This window comes from Streptomyces sp. NPDC020681 (assembly GCF_044334895.1).
Lineage (GTDB): Bacteria > Actinomycetota > Actinomycetes > Streptomycetales > Streptomycetaceae > Streptomyces.
In genome coordinates this window covers 496,474-511,984 of record NZ_JBIRTX010000003.1, presented here as the reverse complement: position 1 = coordinate 511,984, position 15,511 = coordinate 496,474, and the positions used below count along the sequence as shown (strand labels likewise).

The window sequence follows — 15,511 nt, the reverse complement described above, 5'->3', positions numbered from 1 at the left end:
GACGAAAGACCTAGCCGCGCTTCTTCTTGCGCTTGAGGAGCAGGCGCGGCAGCGCCGCCGGGATCGGGCGGCGGGTCGTCGCCGAGGTCGCCAGCGGCGGGGCCGACAAGGACTCGTCCGAGAACTCGGTGGTCACGTTCTTAGGCTCGAGCCGAAGCACCCGGCACTCCTGGGCCCACCGCTCCGTCATCCGCTCGCCGTCCGGGGCGTTCAGCCGCTTGCCCTTGAGTTCGGCGACGGCCGACTCCCACGCCTCGGAGTGCGGTTCCAGCTCACTCACCGCCGCCGTCCAGGCGATCAGCCGGCCGCCCTTGTCCTTGCTGCGGACCGTGACCTCGGCCGTGCCGCCGTTCACCAGCTGCGGAAGCGGCTGCTCGCCGGGACCGTCGCCGACGATGTGGGCCGCGCCCTCGTGCCACACGTGCCACAGCGCCCGCGCGGGACCCTCGCCCCGGACCCAGATGAGGCCGGACTTCTTGGTGGCCTCCTCGACGAGGGCCTGGTCGAGCAGCGCGTCTGTCATGCCCGCAGCCTAACCACTGCGGGCCCGCCGCCTACAGCCAGCCGTTGCGCTTGAGGGTGCGGTGGATCGCAATACAGGCCCCGGCGATGCCGGTGAGCACCATCGGGTAGCCGTACTGCCAGTGCAGTTCCGGCATGTGGTCGAAGTTCATGCCGTACACGCCGCAGACCGCCGTCGGGACGGCGATGATCGCCGCCCAGGAGGTGATCTTGCGCATGTCCTCGTTCTGCGCGACCGTCGCCTGCGCCAGATTGGCCTGGAGGATGGAGTTCAGCAGCTCGTCGAAGCCGATGACCTCTTCCTGGACTCGGGCGAGGTGGTCGGCGACATCGCGGAAGTACTTCTGGATGTCCGGGTCGATCAGCCGCATCGGCCGCTCGCTCAGCAGTTGCATCGGCCGCAGCAGCGGGGACACGGCCCTCTTGAACTCCAGGACCTCTCGCTTGAGCTGGTAGATCCGGCCGGCGTCGCCGCCGCGCGTGCTGCCCTTCGTCGGTGCGGAGAAGACATCGATCTCGACCTCGTCGATGTCGTCCTGCACGGCCTCGGCCACCGCGATGTATCCGTCGACGACATGGTCGGCGATGGCGTGCAGCACCGAGGACGGCCCCTTGGCGAGCAGTTCCGCGTCCTTCTGCAGCCCGTGCCGCAGCGCCCGCAGCGAGCCCTTGCCGCCGTGCCGGACGGTGATGACGAAGTCCCGTCCGGTGAAGCACATCACCTCGCCGGTCTCGACGACCTCGCTGGTCGCGGTGAGTTCGGCGTGCTCGACGTAGTGGATGGTCTTGAAGACCGTGAACAGCGTGTCGTCGTAGCGCTCCAGCTTGGGCCGCTGGTGGGCGTGGACCGCGTCCTCGACGGCCAGCGGGTGGAGCCCGAACTCCGCGGCGATACCGGCGAATTCGGCCTCGGTCGGCTCGTGCAGCCCGATCCACGCGAAGCCGCCGCCCTCACGCACCCGCAGCATCGCCTCGTGCGGGGTCTGGCAGGCGTCGGTCTCCAGCCGCTTCCCGTCGCGGTAGACGGCGCAGTCGACGACGGCGCTGGCGGCGGAGGGGTCGCGGGTGGTGTCGTACGCGTTGTACGCGGCGCTGCTCTTGCGCAGGTTGGGGCGGACTGCTTCGCGCAGGTCACGGATCATCGACATGGGACGGCTCCTTCACGGAGAGGCCGTCGGCGGCTGGCGTGGCACAGCCCGGAATGGGGACGTGATGTGTACGTCCGCAAAGCGGGCGGCACCGCGGCATCGCGGTGACGGCGTTCGCTACAGACAGGCAAAAACGAAGTGCTCTTCCGTCGTGCGAAATCCCGTGGGCCCCGTGCGGGCAGGCCTCAGATCACCAAGGAGAGGTGTCGTGCGGAAGAGCGGTTGGTACTGCACGGTCGACTTCGATCCACCGCAGACCCCACCTCCTCCGGCCGGTCCCCCGTAAGGGACGACGTGTCATCGGGATTGGAGAGCAACTCCCCCAGACTCCGCCTGGGGGTGCCCCCATCAGCGTGCCGTCCCGACCAGCGGCCCAGACTACCAGCCGACTGAGGGTCAATCCCTTCCTTTGCCCGTTCCATACGCGCTTTATGCTCACGACATGGGAGATGTTCTTGCACTGGTCGAAGCCCGGCTGCGTACGGCACTTGGTGAGCCGGACGCACGCGCGGCTGTGACGTTCCTCGGTACGGACCGCATCGAGGTGCTCCGGTTCCGCGGCGGACACGGCGACGGCAGCGCCGCGGACATCGTGAGATACGCCACCCTCGGCATGTCCGCCCACCCGATGACCGACCCCACCGCGGCCCTTGCCGACCCGGTGAAGGGCCCGCGCGCCGAGCTGGTCCTGTCGGTACGCGCCGGGCTCGCCGACACCGACAAGGTGCTCCGTCCGCTCGCCGTACTGGCCGCCTCCCCGCAAGTCGAAGGCGTCGTCGTGGCGCCCGGCGCATCGCTGGACGTGGGCGATCCGCTCTGGCCCGCCGCGCCGTTCAGCTCGGTACTGGTCGCGGAGCCGGGCGGGCTGGTCGAGGACCTGGAACTGGACGCGCCGATGGATCCGGTGCGCTTTCTGCCGCTGCTGCCGATGACGTCGAACGAGGCGGCCTGGAAGCGGGTGCACGGGGCGCAGGAACTCCAGGAGCGGTGGCTGACGCAGGGCACGGACCTGCGCGATCCGCTGCGCAGGTCCGTAACTCTCGACTGAGCGGCGTCAGTTGGCGAACACGGACACTCCGTCCTCGGTCGCGTGCGCGGGCCGGGGCGCGTCGGAGACGCCGAGGGCGAGTTCGGTGTAGACGGTGTTGCTCACGCCGATCGGCGCGCCGGAGACGATCGTGCCGACGACGGCCACGGTGTGGTTCCCGTATCCGAGCACCAGCAGGTCGGCGGCGAGCAGCAGCAGCGATCCGCCCATGTGCGGCTCGGTCTGGTGGACCCGATCCTGCCGTCCATCGCCAAGGGCCTGGACGCGACGCCCAGTCTCAGCGAATACATGCAATAAGTTAGCCACTCTAATCAATGTAAGTCGCATCTAATTTTGGCTGGTGGGAGCACACGCCGGACGGGTGATCGTCCTTGACGCGACGACGGCCGGGGAGGACCGTTGGGCGCTATGAGGGGCGAACCCAGTTGCCCGAAGTGCGGTGGCCGGGTCAGGGCGCCCGGTCTCTTTGCCGACTCCTGGCAGTGCGATGTGCACGGCGCTGTGCACCCGCTGCAGCCGGTGATCCCGCCCAGCGTCGAGGCCCTCGGTGTGGTCGTGCACCGTGCGAAAGTCCCTGTCTGGATGCCCTGGCCGCTGCCCGTCGGGTGGCTCTTCACCGGTGTCGCGTACGCGGGCGACGACCGCAGCGGCGGCCGTGCCACCGCCGTCGCCTGCTCGGGCCCGGGCCCGCTCGGCGGTATCGGCGAACTGCTGCTGGTCGCCGAAGAGTTGGGTGTCGGCCTCGGCGCGCGCTATGCCGGTATAGACGGCCCCGACCCGGGACCGCACATCAGCGTCGACAAGCCGCCGCAGGTCAAGGTGCTCGCCGCCGGCCGGCCCACTCCGCTGTGGCATGTGACCAGCTCGCCCGACGACCGCGCGGTCTTCGCGGGCGAGGCGCGGGGGTTGTGGCTGTGGGCGATCGTCTGGCCGGAACAGTCGGGGCTGCTGATGTACGACGAGCTGGTGCTCACCGATCTGCGCGACGCGGGCGCGGAAGTGGAACTGCTGCCGTGCGGCGCGCTGTCGCCGCGGCTGTTGTCGTAACGCCCGCGTCGTAGGGCGTCTTCGCACGGCCGCCCTGGCGCGGTCCCGTACGCGAGGTCGGACCTCTCCGTACGCGAGGGCCGATCGCCGAACCGGGGGCGTACGCATGACCGATACACTGGACCGTCCCCTGTCCGTCAGCCGTCCCTGGAGTCACGCGTCGTGCGCATCGATCTGCACACCCACTCCACGGCGTCCGACGGCACGGACACTCCGGCCGAGCTGGTGCGCAATGCCGCCGCTGCCGGACTGGACGTCGTCGCGCTCACCGACCACGACACCACCCGCGGCCACGCCGAGGCGGCCGTCGCGCTCCCCGAGGGCCTGACCCTTGTCACCGGCGCCGAGCTCTCCTGCCGTCTCGACGGAGTGAGCCTGCATCTGCTGGCGTATCTCTTCGATCCGCACGAGCCGGAACTGCTGCGCGAGCGTGAGCTCGTACGGGACGACCGGGTGCCGCGCGCGCAGGCGATGGTGGCCAAGCTCCAGGAGCTCGGCGTGCCGATCGACTGGGACCGGGTCGCGCGCATCGCCGGAGAAGGGTCCGTCGGCCGTCCGCACATCGCGTCCGCGCTCGTCGAGCTCGGCGTCGTGCCGACCGTCTCCGACGCCTTCACGCCGGAGTGGATCGCCGACGGCGGCCGGGCCCATGTCGTCAAGCACGAGCTCGACCCCTTCACAGCGGTCCGGCTGGTCAAGGCCGCGGGCGGCGTCGCCGTCTTCGCGCACCCGATGGCCGCGCAGCGCGGCCGCACGGTGTCCGAGAAGGTGATAGCCGAGCTTGCGACGGCGGGCCTCGACGGCATCGAGGTCGACCACATGGACCACGACGCCCCGGCCCGGGAGCGGCTGCGCGTTCTCGCCGCGGACCTCGGGCTGCTGGCCACCGGATCCAGCGACTATCACGGCAGCCGCAAGACCTGCCGACTCGGCGACTACACCACCGACCCGGAGATCTACGGCGAGATCACGCGGCGTGCGACGGGCGCGTTCCCGGTGCCCGGCACCGGGGGAAGTCCCCGCCGCTGACCGTGGCTTCACCGCTGACGGTGGCTTCAACGCGCGGCCCCTTCCGGCCACCGAGCGCCCCTGACCTCACGTCTTGGCGCTCCCGCGCGTCGTCGCGCCTGTGACACCCCGACCCCGCACCACCACCCCGACACCCCGCAAGGCTCACTGTGTTTGACGCTGCCGTTTTCGGATCTCTCTTTCTGACCCTTTTTGTGATCATGGATCCCCCCGGGATCACGCCGATCTTTCTCGCGCTGACCTCCGGCCGGCCCGCGAAGGTACAGCGCCGGATGGCCTGGCAGGCGGTGGCCGTCGCCTTCGGCGTGATCACCGTGTTCGGCATTCTCGGCCAGCAGATCCTGGACTATCTGCATGTCTCCGTGCCCGCGTTGATGATCGCGGGCGGTCTGCTGCTGCTCCTCATCGCGCTCGATCTGCTCACCGGCAAGACGGACGAGCCCCAGCAGACCAAGGACGTCAATGTGGCGCTCGTGCCGCTGGGCATGCCGCTGCTCGCCGGGCCCGGCGCGATCGTGTCGGTGATCCTCGCGGTGCAGCACGCGGACGGCGCGGCCCAGCAGGTGTCGGTGTGGACCGCGATCGTGGTGATGCACCTCGTGCTCTGGCTGACCATGCGCTACTCGCTGCTGATCATCCGGGTCATCAAGGAGGGCGGTGTGGTGCTGGTGACGCGGCTCGCGGGCATGATGCTCTCCGCGATCGCCGTGCAGCAGATCATCAACGGCGTCACACAGGTGATCCAGGCCGCCTGACCCGCGCCCGGTGGGACAACGACGCCCCCGTACGGATCTCCGTACGGGGGCGAGCTGCGTCTGGGCTGCGGTGTTACACGGCCGCGGGTTCGATCGGGCGGATATAGATGCGCTGGCCCGTAGCGGCGGCCTGCTGCACGATCCTGTTGACGGAGGCGGCGTCCACGACGGTGCTGTCCACGGCGTTGCCGTCGACATCGTCCAGGCGCATGATCTCGAAGCGCATTGCTTCTCCCTTCGTCTGCACTCACTAACTCATGGGTTACATATGTCTGCAACGGGATGCATCCTGCAAACATTCCCTACGCTAAGGAAATTTTTCGAATGCCTAAGTACTGGCAGGTAGGGGCGGGGCCGGTGAGAATGAGCACCGTATGAACGATGCAGAGATCAACGAGATCAGCGCCCGCCTGGAGCGCACCAACGAGCTGCTCCATCGCATGCTCGCCGAGGTCGCCAAGACCCCGTCCACGCACGCCATTTTCGTCGACGCCGGTTACGTCTATGCTGCGGCCGGGTTGCTGGTCGCGGGCACCGAGGACCGGCGCTCCTTCGACCTGGACGCGGAAGGGCTGATCGAGGCCTTCATCGACAAGGCTCGCACGATCTTCGCGGACAGCCGGCTGCTGCGCGTGTACTGGTACGACGGCGCGAGACGCCGGATCCACACCTCCGAGCAGCAGTCCATCGCCGAACTGCCGGACGTCAAGGTGCGGCTCGGCAACCTCAACGCCAACAACCAGCAGAAAGGCGTCGACTCCCTCATCCGTACGGACCTGGAGTCACTGGCCCGGCACCGCGCGATCAGCGACGCGGCGCTGGTGGGCGGCGACGAGGACCTGGTCTCGGCCGTCGAGGCGGCGCAGGGTTACGGCGCTCGGGTGCATCTGTGGGGCATCGAGGCGGGGGACGGACGCAACCAGGCCGAGCCACTGCTGTGGGAGGTGGACAGCCAGCGGACGTTCGACCTGGACTTCTGCCGGCCGTACATCACCCGCCGCCCGGTCACGACGTACGAGAACGAAGGCGCGCCGCCGCCGTCGCGCGACGAGGTGCGGTTCGTCGGCGCGCAGATCGCGGCGACCTGGCTGGCCGAGCGCGGCCGGGAGACGATGGTCGAGCTTCTGCCGGGCCACCCTTACCTGCCGGGGCCGGTGGACCAGGATCTGCTGATCGAGGCGGAGCGGGTGCTGCAGCGGTCGCTGCGCGGGCATGCGGTGCTGCGGCGGGCGCTGCGGGACGGTTTCTGGCAGCACCTCCAGTCCCAGTACTGATCTCTGAGCCCTGATCTCTCAGTGCCGATCCCAGAAACCGATGACGGCGGCCGCGGTCTCCAGCGGCCGGTCGGTGTTGGGGGAGTGCTCGGCCCCGGCGATCACGGTCCGGTGCGCGGACAGCCGCTGCGCCATGTCGTCGAGCAGCGGAACCGGCCAGGTGTCGTCACGCTCGCCGCTCAGCACATGCTTGGGCAGCGGCTGTACGGCGGCGAGCTCGTCGATCCGGTCGGGCTCGACGGTCAGCTGACGGCCCGTCGCGATCAGCTGAACGGGACTGTGCCGCAGCCAACGACGGCGCAGATCCTCGCCGTTGCCCGGGTCGGTGTCCGCGTCCTCGGGCGGATCGAGCGCCTTCATCGCCTCCCACACCTGGTCCATTTCCAGCACCGCGAGCGCGTCGCTGAGCATCTTGACCTTCTGCTGCTGGGCGGTGCTGATACGGGCGGGGCCGGAGGCCATGAGGGTGAGCGAGCGGAACAGGGTCGGCTCGACGATGACGGCGGCACGGGCGATCTGCCCGCCGAGAGAGTGCCCGAGGAGATGCACGGGCCCGCCGACCGCCTCGGCCTGCGCGAGCACATCGCGGGCCAACTCGGTCTGGGCGTAGGCGCTTTGGTCGTCGGGTCCGTCGGTCTCGTACTGCCCGCGGCCGTCGACGGCGACGGCGCGGTAACCGGCGGCTGCAAGGGGCTCGAGCAGGGCGATGAAGTCCTCCTTGCTGCCGGTGTAGCCGGGCAGCAGGAGGGCGGTGGCCTTGATGTCCTTGTCCTGCGTGCTGGGCCGCGCGTCGAGGACGGCGAAGTCACCGCGGGAGGTGCTCAGGAGTCGGGGGCTGGCGCAGGGCGGCGGGGCGAAGGTGGGAGGCCGGCTCATGCCACGAGGCTAACGGGCATGCGCCGGTGTGGCCCGGGCGGCCGCAAACGCCGACGGCCCGGCCCCTCGGAAAGGGGCCGGGCCGTCGAAAAGGCGATCAGCTCTCGGGCTGGGCGGCCTTCGGCGTACGGGTGCGGCGACGGGGCTTGGTCTCGGCGTCCGTGGCGACCGCTTCGACCGTGTCCACGGCCTTCACCGCGCGGGTACGGCGACGGGGCTTGGTCTCGGTCTCCGTCTCCGTGGCGACGGCCTCGACCGTGGCGGTGTCCGTGGCCTTCACCGCGCGGGTGCGCCGGCGGGGCTTGGTCTCGGCGTCCGTTGCGACCGCTTCGACCGTGTCCACGGCCTTCACCGCGCGCGTACGGCGACGGGGCTTCGCCTCGGCCTCGGGCGCAGGCTCAGGGAGCTCCACCGTCGCCACGGCGGTCACCGAGGCGACCGGCTCCGCAGCCGCAGGCGCGCCCACGCGAGTCCTGCGACGGCGGCGCGGAGTGCGCGGCTCGGCGGCGGAGTCCGAGGACTCCGGAGCCACCGTGGACTCCACCGTCTCCGTGGACGGCGTGGTCTCCGCCGACGGTGTGCCCGACCTGGTGCGGCGGCGCTGGCGCGGCGTGCGGGTGCGCGGCGCGCGCTCCTCGGTCGCGGTCGCAGTGGCCGACGACTTGCGGCCGCGGCCGCCCGTCTCGCCGAGGTCCTCGACCTCTTCCGCACCCAGGCCCGCGCGGGTGCGCTCGGCACGGGGCAGTACGCCCTTTGTGCCGGCCGGGATGCTCAGCTCCTCGAACAGGTGCGGCGACGTGGAGTACGTCTCGACCGGGTCGCTGAGGCCGAGGTCCAGCGCCTTGTTGATCAGCTGCCAGCGCGGGATGTCGTCCCAGTCGACCAGCGTGATCGCGATGCCCTTGGCGCCCGCGCGGCCGGTGCGGCCGATGCGGTGGAGGTACGTCTTCTCGTCCTCCGGCGACTGGTAGTTGATGACATGGGTAACGCCCTCGACGTCGATGCCGCGAGCCGCGACATCGGTGCAGACGAGGACGTCCACCTTGCCGTTGCGGAAGGCGCGGAGCGCCTGCTCGCGCGCGCCCTGGCCGAGGTCGCCGTGGACCGCGCCGGAGGCGAAGCCGCGGCGCTGCAGCTGCTCGGCGATGTCGGCAGCCGTGCGCTTGGTGCGGCAGAAGATCATCGCGAGCCCGCGGCCGTCGGCCTGCAGGATGCGGGAGACCATCTCCGGCTTGTCCATGGAGTGCGCGCGGTAGACGTACTGCGCGGTGTTCGCCACGGTCGCGCCCTCGTCGTCGGGCGAGGTGGCGCGGATGTGCGTGGGCTGCGACATGTAACGGCGGGCAAGGCCGATGACCGCACCCGGCATGGTCGCCGAGAACAGCATCGTCTGACGCTTCGCCGGAAGCTGCTGGATGATCTTCTCGACGTCGGGCAGGAAGCCCAGATCGAGCATCTCGTCGGCCTCGTCGAGAACGAGCGCGCGGACCTTGGAGAGGTCCAGCTTCTTCTGGCCGGCCAGGTCGAGCAGCCGGCCGGGCGTGCCGACGATCACGTCGACGCCCTTGCGCAGCGCCTCGACCTGAGGCTCGTACGCACGGCCGCCGTAGATCGCGAGCACCCGGACGTTCCGCACCTTGCCGGCGGTGAGCAGGTCATTGGTGACCTGGGTGCACAGCTCGCGGGTGGGGACGACGACCAGCGCCTGCGGCGCGTCGGTCAGCTGCTCGGGCTTCGCCCGGCCCGCCTCGACGTCCGCGGGGACGGTGACGCGCTCCAGCAGCGGCAGGCCGAAACCGAGGGTCTTGCCCGTGCCGGTCTTGGCCTGGCCGATGACATCGGTGCCGGAGAGCGCGACGGGGAGCGTCATCTCCTGAATGGGGAAAGGGGACAGAATGCCGACGGCCTCAAGAGCCTCGGCCGTCTCGGGAAGGATCCCAAGATCCCGGAAAGTCGTAACTTGCGTAGACAGAATGTTGCCTCTTCTGTGAGACGCGGCGCGAGGCGAACGCTGGGGGTCGTACCGCACCTGGGTACTGGGCCGGCCGTGGGTTGGCCGGATGGCGCGGGACCACTGCCGTCGCTCGAGCGCTCGTGCCGCTGAGGGGGCCCCTCATCTGCGGTCGTACGCGAGTGGTGCGCACGGTCCGCGCGGAGGGCGGTCGGTTCGGAGCCGATCGTGCCACCGACCGGGCATCCTCATGGGAACTCTGGAGGAGCAAATCCTCCAGTCATACACTGCGATCGCCCGCCGAGTATTCGAAACGCTCGACAGGCGCATTACCACTGTACCCCGGATTCGCGCATGTGTGTTGGGTGAATTCGTAGGAACCGAGGTACGGGCGTGGCTGACCAGCCCCTTCCGCCCTGCGGTGAGCGGGCTATTGTGCGCTTCATGGAGACGCCTGACAACGCCACTGAACACACCGGGATCGCCGCCCAGGACTGGGCGACGGCCTCTGCCGACCCGCAGTACCGCGCAGCCGTAGTCGATCTTCTCGGGGCGCTCGCGTACGGCGAGCTGGCGGCCTTCGAGCGGCTCGCCGAGGACGCCAAGCTCGCGCCGACGCTGGGCGACAAGGCGGAGCTGGCGAAGATGGCCTCCGCGGAGTTCCACCACTTCGAGCAGCTGCGCGACCGGCTGACCGCGATCGAGGCCGAGCCGACGGCGGCGATGGAGCCCTTCGCGCAGGCGCTGGACGACTTCCACCGCCAGACCGCGCCGTCCGACTGGCTCGAAGGCCTGGTCAAGGCGTATGTCGGCGACTCGATCGCCAGTGACTTCTACCGCGAGGTCGCGGCCCGGCTGGACTCCGACACCCGCGCGCTGGTGCTGGCGGTGCTGGACGACACGGGCCACGGAAACTTCGCGGTCGAGAAGGTGCGCGCCGCGATCGAGGCGGAGCCGCGGGTCGGCGGCCGGCTCGCGCTGTGGGCGCGGCGGCTGATGGGCGAGGCGCTGTCCCAGGCGCAGCGGGTGGTCGCGGACCGCGACGCGCTCTCCACGATGCTCGTGGGCGGCGTGGCGGACGGCTTCGACCTCGCGGAGGTGGGCCGGATGTTCTCCCGGATCACCGAGGCGCACACCAAGCGCATGGCCGCGCTCGGCCTCGCGGCCTGAGTTTCCCCGCCACGTCAGTCCTTGTCGGGCGGCCGGTCCGAGGGCCGGGCCGCCCCCTTGGAGCGACTCAGAAAGGGAACGCCCGGCGCAGGCGCCGGGTTGACGGGCGGAGCAGCAGCGAGAGCAGGACCGCGCTGATCGCCACCGCGCCGCCCAGCGTCGCCAGCAGATGACCGGGACCCAGTGCCGCATGCGTCACGTACGAGCCGAAGAGCGCACCCAGTGTTCCTGTGGTGAACACCACGCGCGGTGCCGGGAGACGGTCGGGGAGGTGCCGGGTCGCCGCCCATGAAAGGGCGAGTCCGAGCAGGACTGAACCGAGCGCTTCCAACAGCACTTCTGATCACCTCACGGACGCCGGGGCGGGCATATCGGTCGTAGCCCGTACTACCCGGCCGTCAGTCAGAACAACCCTCCCGAGCAGCGGAAAGGGAGCGCAAAGAGGGCCCGGCGGGAAATCCCGCCGGGCCCTCTTCCGTACTGCCCAAATGATCTGGTCGAGCGCCTACAGCGCTACAGCGCGCCGAACCCCACGCGCCGGGTCGCCGGCTCGCCGATCTCGACATACGCGATCCGGTCGGCCGGCACCAGAATCTTGCGGCCCTTGTCGTCCGAGAGGCTCAGCAGCTGCGCCTTGCCGACCAGCGCCTCTCCCACGGCGCGCTCGACCTCCTCGGCGGACTGCCCGCTCTCCAGAACGATCTCCCGGGGCGCGTGCTGCACACCGATCTTGACCTCCACGGCTATGTCCCTCCGAACGGTCAGTGAGTTGCGCGGTCAGCCGCGCCGTACGCAGCACACATTAGCCCGGAGAGCGGACCCGGCAGACGTCCCCCGGCAACGCCAGGAGCGAACAGCCGTGAACACCACGAACGACCGGCGTGCGCGTCAGTGCTGTTCCGCGCCGTGCAGTGGGAAGCCCGCGATGCCGCGCCAGGCGAGCGAGGTGAGCAGCTGCACCGCCGTGTCGCGCGGGATGCCCGATTCGCTGGAGAGCCAGTACCTGGCCACCACCTGCGAAACGCCGCCGAGGCCGACCGCCAGCAGCATGGACTCGTCCTTGGACAGGCCGGTGTCCTCGGCGATCACGTCGGAGATGGCCTCGGCGCACTGCAGCGAGACGCGCTCGACCCGCTCACGCACGGCCGGCTCGTTCGTCAGGTCCGACTCGAAGACAAGCCGGAAGGCGCCGCCCTCGTCCTCGACGTACGCGAAGTACGCGTCCATCGTGGCGGCGACCCGCAGCTTGTTGTCGGTCGTCGACGCCAGCGCCGTACGGACCGCGTCGAGCAGTGACTCGCAGTGCTGGTCCAGCAGGGCGAGATACAGCTCCAGCTTTCCTGGAAAGTGCTGGTAGAGCACGGGCTTGCTGACGCCGGCCCGTTCGGCGATGTCGTCCATGGCGGCCGAGTGGTAGCCCTGAGCCACGAAAACTTCCTGGGCGGCGCCCAGCAGCTGGTTTCTACGGGCTCGGCGTGGCAGGCGTGTGCCCCGCGGGCGCGCCGCCTCTGTCTGCTCGATGGCTGTCACGCCGCCTCCCAAAAATCGTTTCGTGCGCGCTGTGCGCCGCGCCGCCATCGTACTTTTGGGTAACCCGGCTGTGCGTGCTGAGGACGCAGAATTTCATGGACCGGACAGTCACGGTAGCTACCGATTCAGGGGCAAAAAGGGGCAGGTCATCGATAGTCGTCCTCGTCGAGGGCGACGATACGGGCCTGTTCCATGGCATCTGCCTCGTTCACGGCGTCTCTATTGATGCCGGTCAGCGGGTCGTCGTGCTCCGGCCGTACGGTCATGTGCTGCTCGGACGCGTCCGCCTCGGGCACCTCCTCGTCGAGTGCGGCGGCCTCGTCGTCTTCTTCAAATTCTTCAAAGGTTTCCGGGTCGGTGGGATCGACAGACATGAGGCACCGCTTTCCATGGAGAGTGCCTTTCCTACGAGCGTAGGAGCTACTGAATCGCGGCGCTATGCGATGTGTGATGCCGAACACACGAACCACGGTGTGATCGTCTCGTAACATCGACCCATGTCTTCGACCGAGCTGCCCGGCGTCCGCGCCGTCACCGCTGCCGCGGCCCCCAAGGTCGCGGCCGTGCGGGTCGCCGAGGGTGAGGAGCTGCGCTCCGTAGCGCTGCCCGGACTGACGCTCACCGTCAGAGCAAGGCCCCCGGCGCGCACGGGCCTTCCGCACGCCCTCTATGTGCACGGACTCGGCGGCTCCTCCCTCAACTGGTCGGCGCTGATGCCGTTCCTCGAGGACATCGTGGACGGCGAGGCGCTCGATCTTCCCGGCTTCGGTGACTCGCCGCCGCCGGACGACGGGAACTATTCGGTCACGGGACACGCCCGGGCCGTGATCCGATTTCTGGACTCTGCCGGGCACGGTCCCGTGCACCTGCTCGGCAACTCTCTCGGCGGCGCGGTCGCCACCCGGGTCGCGGCCGTGCGGCCCGATCTCGTGCGTACGCTCACGCTCATCTCGCCCGCCATGCCCGAGCTGCGCGTCCAGCGCTCGGCCTGGCCCACCGCGCTGCTCGCGGTGCCCGGAGTGGCCACGGCGTTCAACAGGATCACCAAGGACTGGTCGGCCGAACAGCGCACCAGAGGTGTACTGGCGCTCTGCTACGGGGACCCCACCCGCGTGACTGACGAGGCGCTGCGCAATGCTGTGGAAGAGATGGAGCGACGGATACAGCTCCCGTACTTCTGGGACGTCATGACCCGCTCGGCGCGCGGCATCGTCGATGCCTACACGCTCGGCGGACAGCACGGACTGTGGCGGCAGGCGGAGCGGGTGCTCGCGCCGACGCTGCTGGTGTACGGCGGTCGGGACCAGCTGGTCGCGTACCGCATGGCGCGCAAGGCGGCGGCTGCCTTCCGGGACTCCCGGCTGCTGACGCTTCCGGACGCGGGGCACGTTGCGATGATGGAGTACCCGGAAACGGTCGCCCAGGCCTTCCGGGAACTGCTCGACGACAGCGGTAGGAGCTGATCCGGGGCCGTGGGACGACACAGCCGCAAAGGCCCTGCACCGAAGGGCTCGGATCCGGGCAGCAGGCCCGGCGGGTACGACACCGGCACACACGACACCGGCGAATTCCAGACGGGTGAATTCCACACCGGCGAATTCGGCGCCTATGACACCGGCCAGTTTCCGAGCGTGCCGTCCGGCACGGGCGACGGCCGGCGAAGGCATGCGCCCGGCGGGCACGCCCCTTCCGGAAACGGCGCGCCGCAGGCCAGGGGCGGCCACCCCGAGCAGCACGAGGCGGGCGGCGGCTGGGGTGTTCCCCAGCAGCGTCACGACGGCGGGCCGGGCGGGACCGGCGCGCAGCGCCGCCAGGCGCCGCCGCGCACGGTCGGCGCCGGTGCCCGAATACCCGGCCCGCGCAGGGAATTCATCGAGGCCTTCGACGAGCCGCAGCAGGCCCGTACGCAGCCTTCGGATCCGTTCGCCGATCCATATGCCTCCGTCACTTCCTGGACCGACGAGCCCGGCCAGGACCGTGACCGGGACGCCGAGACGCAGCAGCGCACCGAGGACGAGCAGCGAGAGGAGCGACCCACGAACAGCAAGGGGCGCACCTTCACCGGGATCGCGGCAGCGGCCGTGACCACGGTGCTCGCTGTCGTGGTCGCGGGTCAGGTCGCGGCCGACGGCCCGGACAAGAAGGCCTCGTCGGCGTCCAACGAGGAACGGAGCGACGACGGCTCGGCCTCGCGCTCCGACAACCGGCAGGCCGGGCCGCCGAACGCGGCGAAACCCGCGGCGCCCGCCGCGCCGGCCGCACCCGTCACCTACGCGCAGCTGATGGCCACTCAGTTCAAGGTCGATCCGAAGCTGACCGCGGACGGCACCTTCGAGGCGGTGCCGGGCTTCGACAAGGCGCCGGGCAAGGGCGAGAAGATCCGCTACCGGGTGGATGTCGAGAAGGGGCTCGGGCTGGACGGCGCGCTGTTCGCCAGTGCCGTGCAGAAGACCCTGAACGACGACCGGAGCTGGGCCCACGGCGGCGCGATGACCTTCGAGCGGATCTCGTCCGGCGAGCCGGAGTTCGTGATCACGCTCGCCAGTCCCGGGACGAACCACGAGTGGTGCGCCAAGTCCGGCCTGGACACCGCCGTCGACAATGTCAGCTGCGACTCGGCGTCCACGGACCGCGTGATGATCAACGCGTATCGCTGGGCGATGGGAGCGGCGACGTACGGCGCGAAGGCGATGTTCCCGTACCGCCAGATGCTCATCAATCACGAGGTCGGGCACCGGCTCGGCTATGGACATGTGAACTGCAGCACGCCCGGCCGGCTCGCTCCGGTCATGCAGCAGCAGACGAAGTCGCTGGACATCGACGGGGTCAAGTGCCGCCCCAACCCGTGGGTGTATCCCGGAGGTTGAGTCCGAGGCGGTGTGTCCAGCCTCTGAGACTGGTGTCTCACGTCAGGCGCCACACGCGTTGACATCGGAACCTGCGTCGTACATATTTCTGGGCATGTCGCACCGTCACGCCGCCGTCGAACGCGCCGCCATTGAGCTGGCGCTCATCGGCGTGACCGGGCACAGCGTGGCCGACATTCACTGTCGCTGACGCCTGCCCGAGCGCGCGCGTCCCTCATCTCTTCCGCCGCGCCTGGGCGTTTCACATCCGCAGGCGCGGCATTCCCGTTCTCGTGAGCCCTTCGCAGGGGCTCT

At 69.7% G+C, this 15,511-nt stretch carries 18 protein-coding genes and 1 pseudogene; 9 read left to right on the top strand and 10 right to left on the bottom strand.

Annotated features, from left to right (window positions below):
- Nucleotides 1–10 precede the first annotated feature (10 nt).
- Both ACH4YL_RS09435 and ACH4YL_RS09430 read right to left on the bottom strand, forming a co-directional pair.
- Complete coding sequence (locus ACH4YL_RS09435) at nt 11–523, bottom strand: hypothetical protein (protein WP_398506354.1); 513 nt, start codon at nt 521–523, stop codon at nt 11–13.
- A 31-nt stretch (nt 524–554) separates the two neighbouring features.
- On the bottom strand, nt 555–1,670 hold the full coding sequence (locus ACH4YL_RS09430; RefSeq protein ID WP_398506352.1) for a magnesium and cobalt transport protein CorA: 1,116 nt from the start codon (nt 1,668–1,670) through the stop codon (nt 555–557).
- 442 nt (nt 1,671–2,112) lie between these two features.
- Between ACH4YL_RS09430 and ACH4YL_RS09425 the strand changes: the two genes are divergently transcribed.
- On the top strand, nt 2,113–2,718 hold the full coding sequence (locus ACH4YL_RS09425) for a suppressor of fused domain protein (protein ID WP_398506350.1): 606 nt from the start codon (nt 2,113–2,115) through the stop codon (nt 2,716–2,718).
- A 48-nt stretch (nt 2,719–2,766) separates the two neighbouring features.
- Here the strand turns inward: ACH4YL_RS09425 and ACH4YL_RS09420 are convergent.
- Nucleotides 2,767–2,928: pseudogene (locus ACH4YL_RS09420) on the bottom strand (MFS transporter); the annotation flags it as partial.
- 198 nt (nt 2,929–3,126) lie between these two features.
- On the opposite strand from ACH4YL_RS09420, the gene ACH4YL_RS09415 reads away from it, so the two are divergent.
- From ACH4YL_RS09415 to ACH4YL_RS09405, 3 genes are all read left to right on the top strand, one after another.
- Nucleotides 3,127–3,765: a DUF6758 family protein gene (locus ACH4YL_RS09415; protein ID WP_398506348.1), complete on the top strand. Its 639-nt coding sequence runs from the start codon at nt 3,127–3,129 to the stop codon at nt 3,763–3,765.
- Nucleotides 3,766–3,927: 162 nt separating this feature from the next.
- A complete protein-coding gene (locus ACH4YL_RS09410) occupies nt 3,928–4,794 on the top strand; it encodes a PHP domain-containing protein (protein ID WP_398506346.1) in 867 nt (288 codons plus the stop codon).
- Between the two features lie 149 nt (nt 4,795–4,943).
- Nucleotides 4,944–5,549, top strand: a complete 606-nt coding sequence (locus tag ACH4YL_RS09405; RefSeq protein WP_398506344.1) for a MarC family protein — start codon at nt 4,944–4,946, stop codon at nt 5,547–5,549.
- 73 nt (nt 5,550–5,622) lie between these two features.
- Here the strand turns inward: ACH4YL_RS09405 and ACH4YL_RS09400 are convergent, their stop codons facing one another.
- A complete protein-coding gene (locus ACH4YL_RS09400; protein ID WP_398506342.1) occupies nt 5,623–5,775 on the bottom strand; it encodes a hypothetical protein in 153 nt (50 codons plus the stop codon).
- A gap of 148 nt (nt 5,776–5,923) precedes the next feature.
- Here ACH4YL_RS09400 and ACH4YL_RS09395 point away from each other — a divergent pair, with 148 nt between their 5' ends.
- Nucleotides 5,924–6,823, top strand: a complete 900-nt coding sequence (locus ACH4YL_RS09395; protein ID WP_398506340.1) for an NYN domain-containing protein — start codon at nt 5,924–5,926, stop codon at nt 6,821–6,823.
- An 18-nt stretch (nt 6,824–6,841) separates the two neighbouring features.
- Here the strand turns inward: ACH4YL_RS09395 and ACH4YL_RS09390 are convergent, their stop codons facing one another.
- Both ACH4YL_RS09390 and ACH4YL_RS09385 read right to left on the bottom strand, forming a co-directional pair.
- The gene (locus ACH4YL_RS09390) at nt 6,842–7,699 is read right to left on the bottom strand and encodes an alpha/beta fold hydrolase (protein ID WP_398506339.1); all 858 of its coding nucleotides are present in this window, start codon (nt 7,697–7,699) and stop codon (nt 6,842–6,844) included.
- Nucleotides 7,700–7,796: 97 nt separating this feature from the next.
- A complete protein-coding gene (locus ACH4YL_RS09385) occupies nt 7,797–9,569 on the bottom strand; it encodes a DEAD/DEAH box helicase (RefSeq protein WP_398506337.1) in 1,773 nt (590 codons plus the stop codon).
- A 525-nt stretch (nt 9,570–10,094) separates the two neighbouring features.
- On the opposite strand from ACH4YL_RS09385, the gene ACH4YL_RS09380 reads away from it, so the two are divergent.
- Complete coding sequence (locus ACH4YL_RS09380; RefSeq protein WP_398506335.1) at nt 10,095–10,820, top strand: ferritin-like fold-containing protein; 726 nt, start codon at nt 10,095–10,097, stop codon at nt 10,818–10,820.
- 67 nt (nt 10,821–10,887) lie between these two features.
- Here ACH4YL_RS09380 and ACH4YL_RS09375 read toward each other — a convergent pair whose 3' ends face one another.
- The 4 genes from ACH4YL_RS09375 to ACH4YL_RS09360 all read right to left on the bottom strand — a co-directional run bounded on the left by ACH4YL_RS09375 (nt 10,888) and on the right by ACH4YL_RS09360 (nt 12,724).
- Entirely contained in the window at nt 10,888–11,157 is a 270-nt protein-coding gene (locus ACH4YL_RS09375) for a hypothetical protein (protein WP_398506333.1), read from the bottom strand.
- Between the two features lie 176 nt (nt 11,158–11,333).
- Entirely contained in the window at nt 11,334–11,561 is a 228-nt protein-coding gene (locus tag ACH4YL_RS09370) for a DUF3107 domain-containing protein (RefSeq protein WP_398506331.1), read from the bottom strand.
- A gap of 147 nt (nt 11,562–11,708) precedes the next feature.
- Nucleotides 11,709–12,350, bottom strand: coding sequence for a TetR/AcrR family transcriptional regulator (locus ACH4YL_RS09365; protein WP_398506329.1), 642 nt, complete (start codon nt 12,348–12,350; stop codon nt 11,709–11,711).
- Nucleotides 12,351–12,496: 146 nt separating this feature from the next.
- Complete coding sequence (locus tag ACH4YL_RS09360) at nt 12,497–12,724, bottom strand: hypothetical protein (RefSeq protein ID WP_398506327.1); 228 nt, start codon at nt 12,722–12,724, stop codon at nt 12,497–12,499.
- Nucleotides 12,725–12,847: 123 nt separating this feature from the next.
- Between ACH4YL_RS09360 and ACH4YL_RS09355 the strand changes: the two genes are divergently transcribed.
- The 3 genes from ACH4YL_RS09355 (at nt 12,848) to ACH4YL_RS09345 (ending at nt 15,407) form a co-directional block, all read left to right on the top strand.
- Entirely contained in the window at nt 12,848–13,813 is a 966-nt protein-coding gene (locus ACH4YL_RS09355; protein WP_398506325.1) for an alpha/beta fold hydrolase, read from the top strand.
- Between the two features lie 9 nt (nt 13,814–13,822).
- On the top strand, nt 13,823–15,217 hold the full coding sequence (locus tag ACH4YL_RS09350) for a DUF3152 domain-containing protein (protein ID WP_398506324.1): 1,395 nt from the start codon (nt 13,823–13,825) through the stop codon (nt 15,215–15,217).
- A gap of 94 nt (nt 15,218–15,311) precedes the next feature.
- Nucleotides 15,312–15,407, top strand: coding sequence for an Ms4533A family Cys-rich leader peptide (locus ACH4YL_RS09345; protein WP_398506322.1), 96 nt, complete (start codon nt 15,312–15,314; stop codon nt 15,405–15,407).
- The last annotated feature ends 104 nt before the right edge of the window (nt 15,408–15,511 follow it).

Excerpts from the sequence above, each read along its gene's own strand:
- ACH4YL_RS09435 (WP_398506354.1), bottom strand. The coding sequence starts at position 523 with ATGACAGACGCGCTGCTCGACCAGGCCCTCGTCGAGGAGGCCACCAAG.
- ACH4YL_RS09430 (WP_398506352.1), bottom strand. The coding sequence starts at position 1,670 with ATGTCGATGATCCGTGACCTGCGCGAAGCAGTCCGCCCCAACCTGCGC.
- ACH4YL_RS09425 (WP_398506350.1), top strand. The coding sequence starts at position 2,113 with ATGGGAGATGTTCTTGCACTGGTCGAAGCCCGGCTGCGTACGGCACTT.
- ACH4YL_RS09415 (WP_398506348.1), top strand. The coding sequence starts at position 3,127 with ATGAGGGGCGAACCCAGTTGCCCGAAGTGCGGTGGCCGGGTCAGGGCG.
- ACH4YL_RS09400 (WP_398506342.1), bottom strand. The coding sequence starts at position 5,775 with ATGCGCTTCGAGATCATGCGCCTGGACGATGTCGACGGCAACGCCGTG.
- ACH4YL_RS09395 (WP_398506340.1), top strand. The coding sequence starts at position 5,924 with ATGAACGATGCAGAGATCAACGAGATCAGCGCCCGCCTGGAGCGCACC.
- ACH4YL_RS09390 (WP_398506339.1), bottom strand. The coding sequence starts at position 7,699 with ATGAGCCGGCCTCCCACCTTCGCCCCGCCGCCCTGCGCCAGCCCCCGA.
- ACH4YL_RS09385 (WP_398506337.1), bottom strand. The coding sequence starts at position 9,569 with ATGACGCTCCCCGTCGCGCTCTCCGGCACCGATGTCATCGGCCAGGCC.
- ACH4YL_RS09380 (WP_398506335.1), top strand. The coding sequence starts at position 10,095 with ATGGAGACGCCTGACAACGCCACTGAACACACCGGGATCGCCGCCCAG.
- ACH4YL_RS09360 (WP_398506327.1), bottom strand. The coding sequence starts at position 12,724 with ATGTCTGTCGATCCCACCGACCCGGAAACCTTTGAAGAATTTGAAGAA.
- ACH4YL_RS09355 (WP_398506325.1), top strand. The coding sequence starts at position 12,848 with ATGTCTTCGACCGAGCTGCCCGGCGTCCGCGCCGTCACCGCTGCCGCG.
- ACH4YL_RS09345 (WP_398506322.1), top strand. The coding sequence starts at position 15,312 with ATGTCGCACCGTCACGCCGCCGTCGAACGCGCCGCCATTGAGCTGGCG.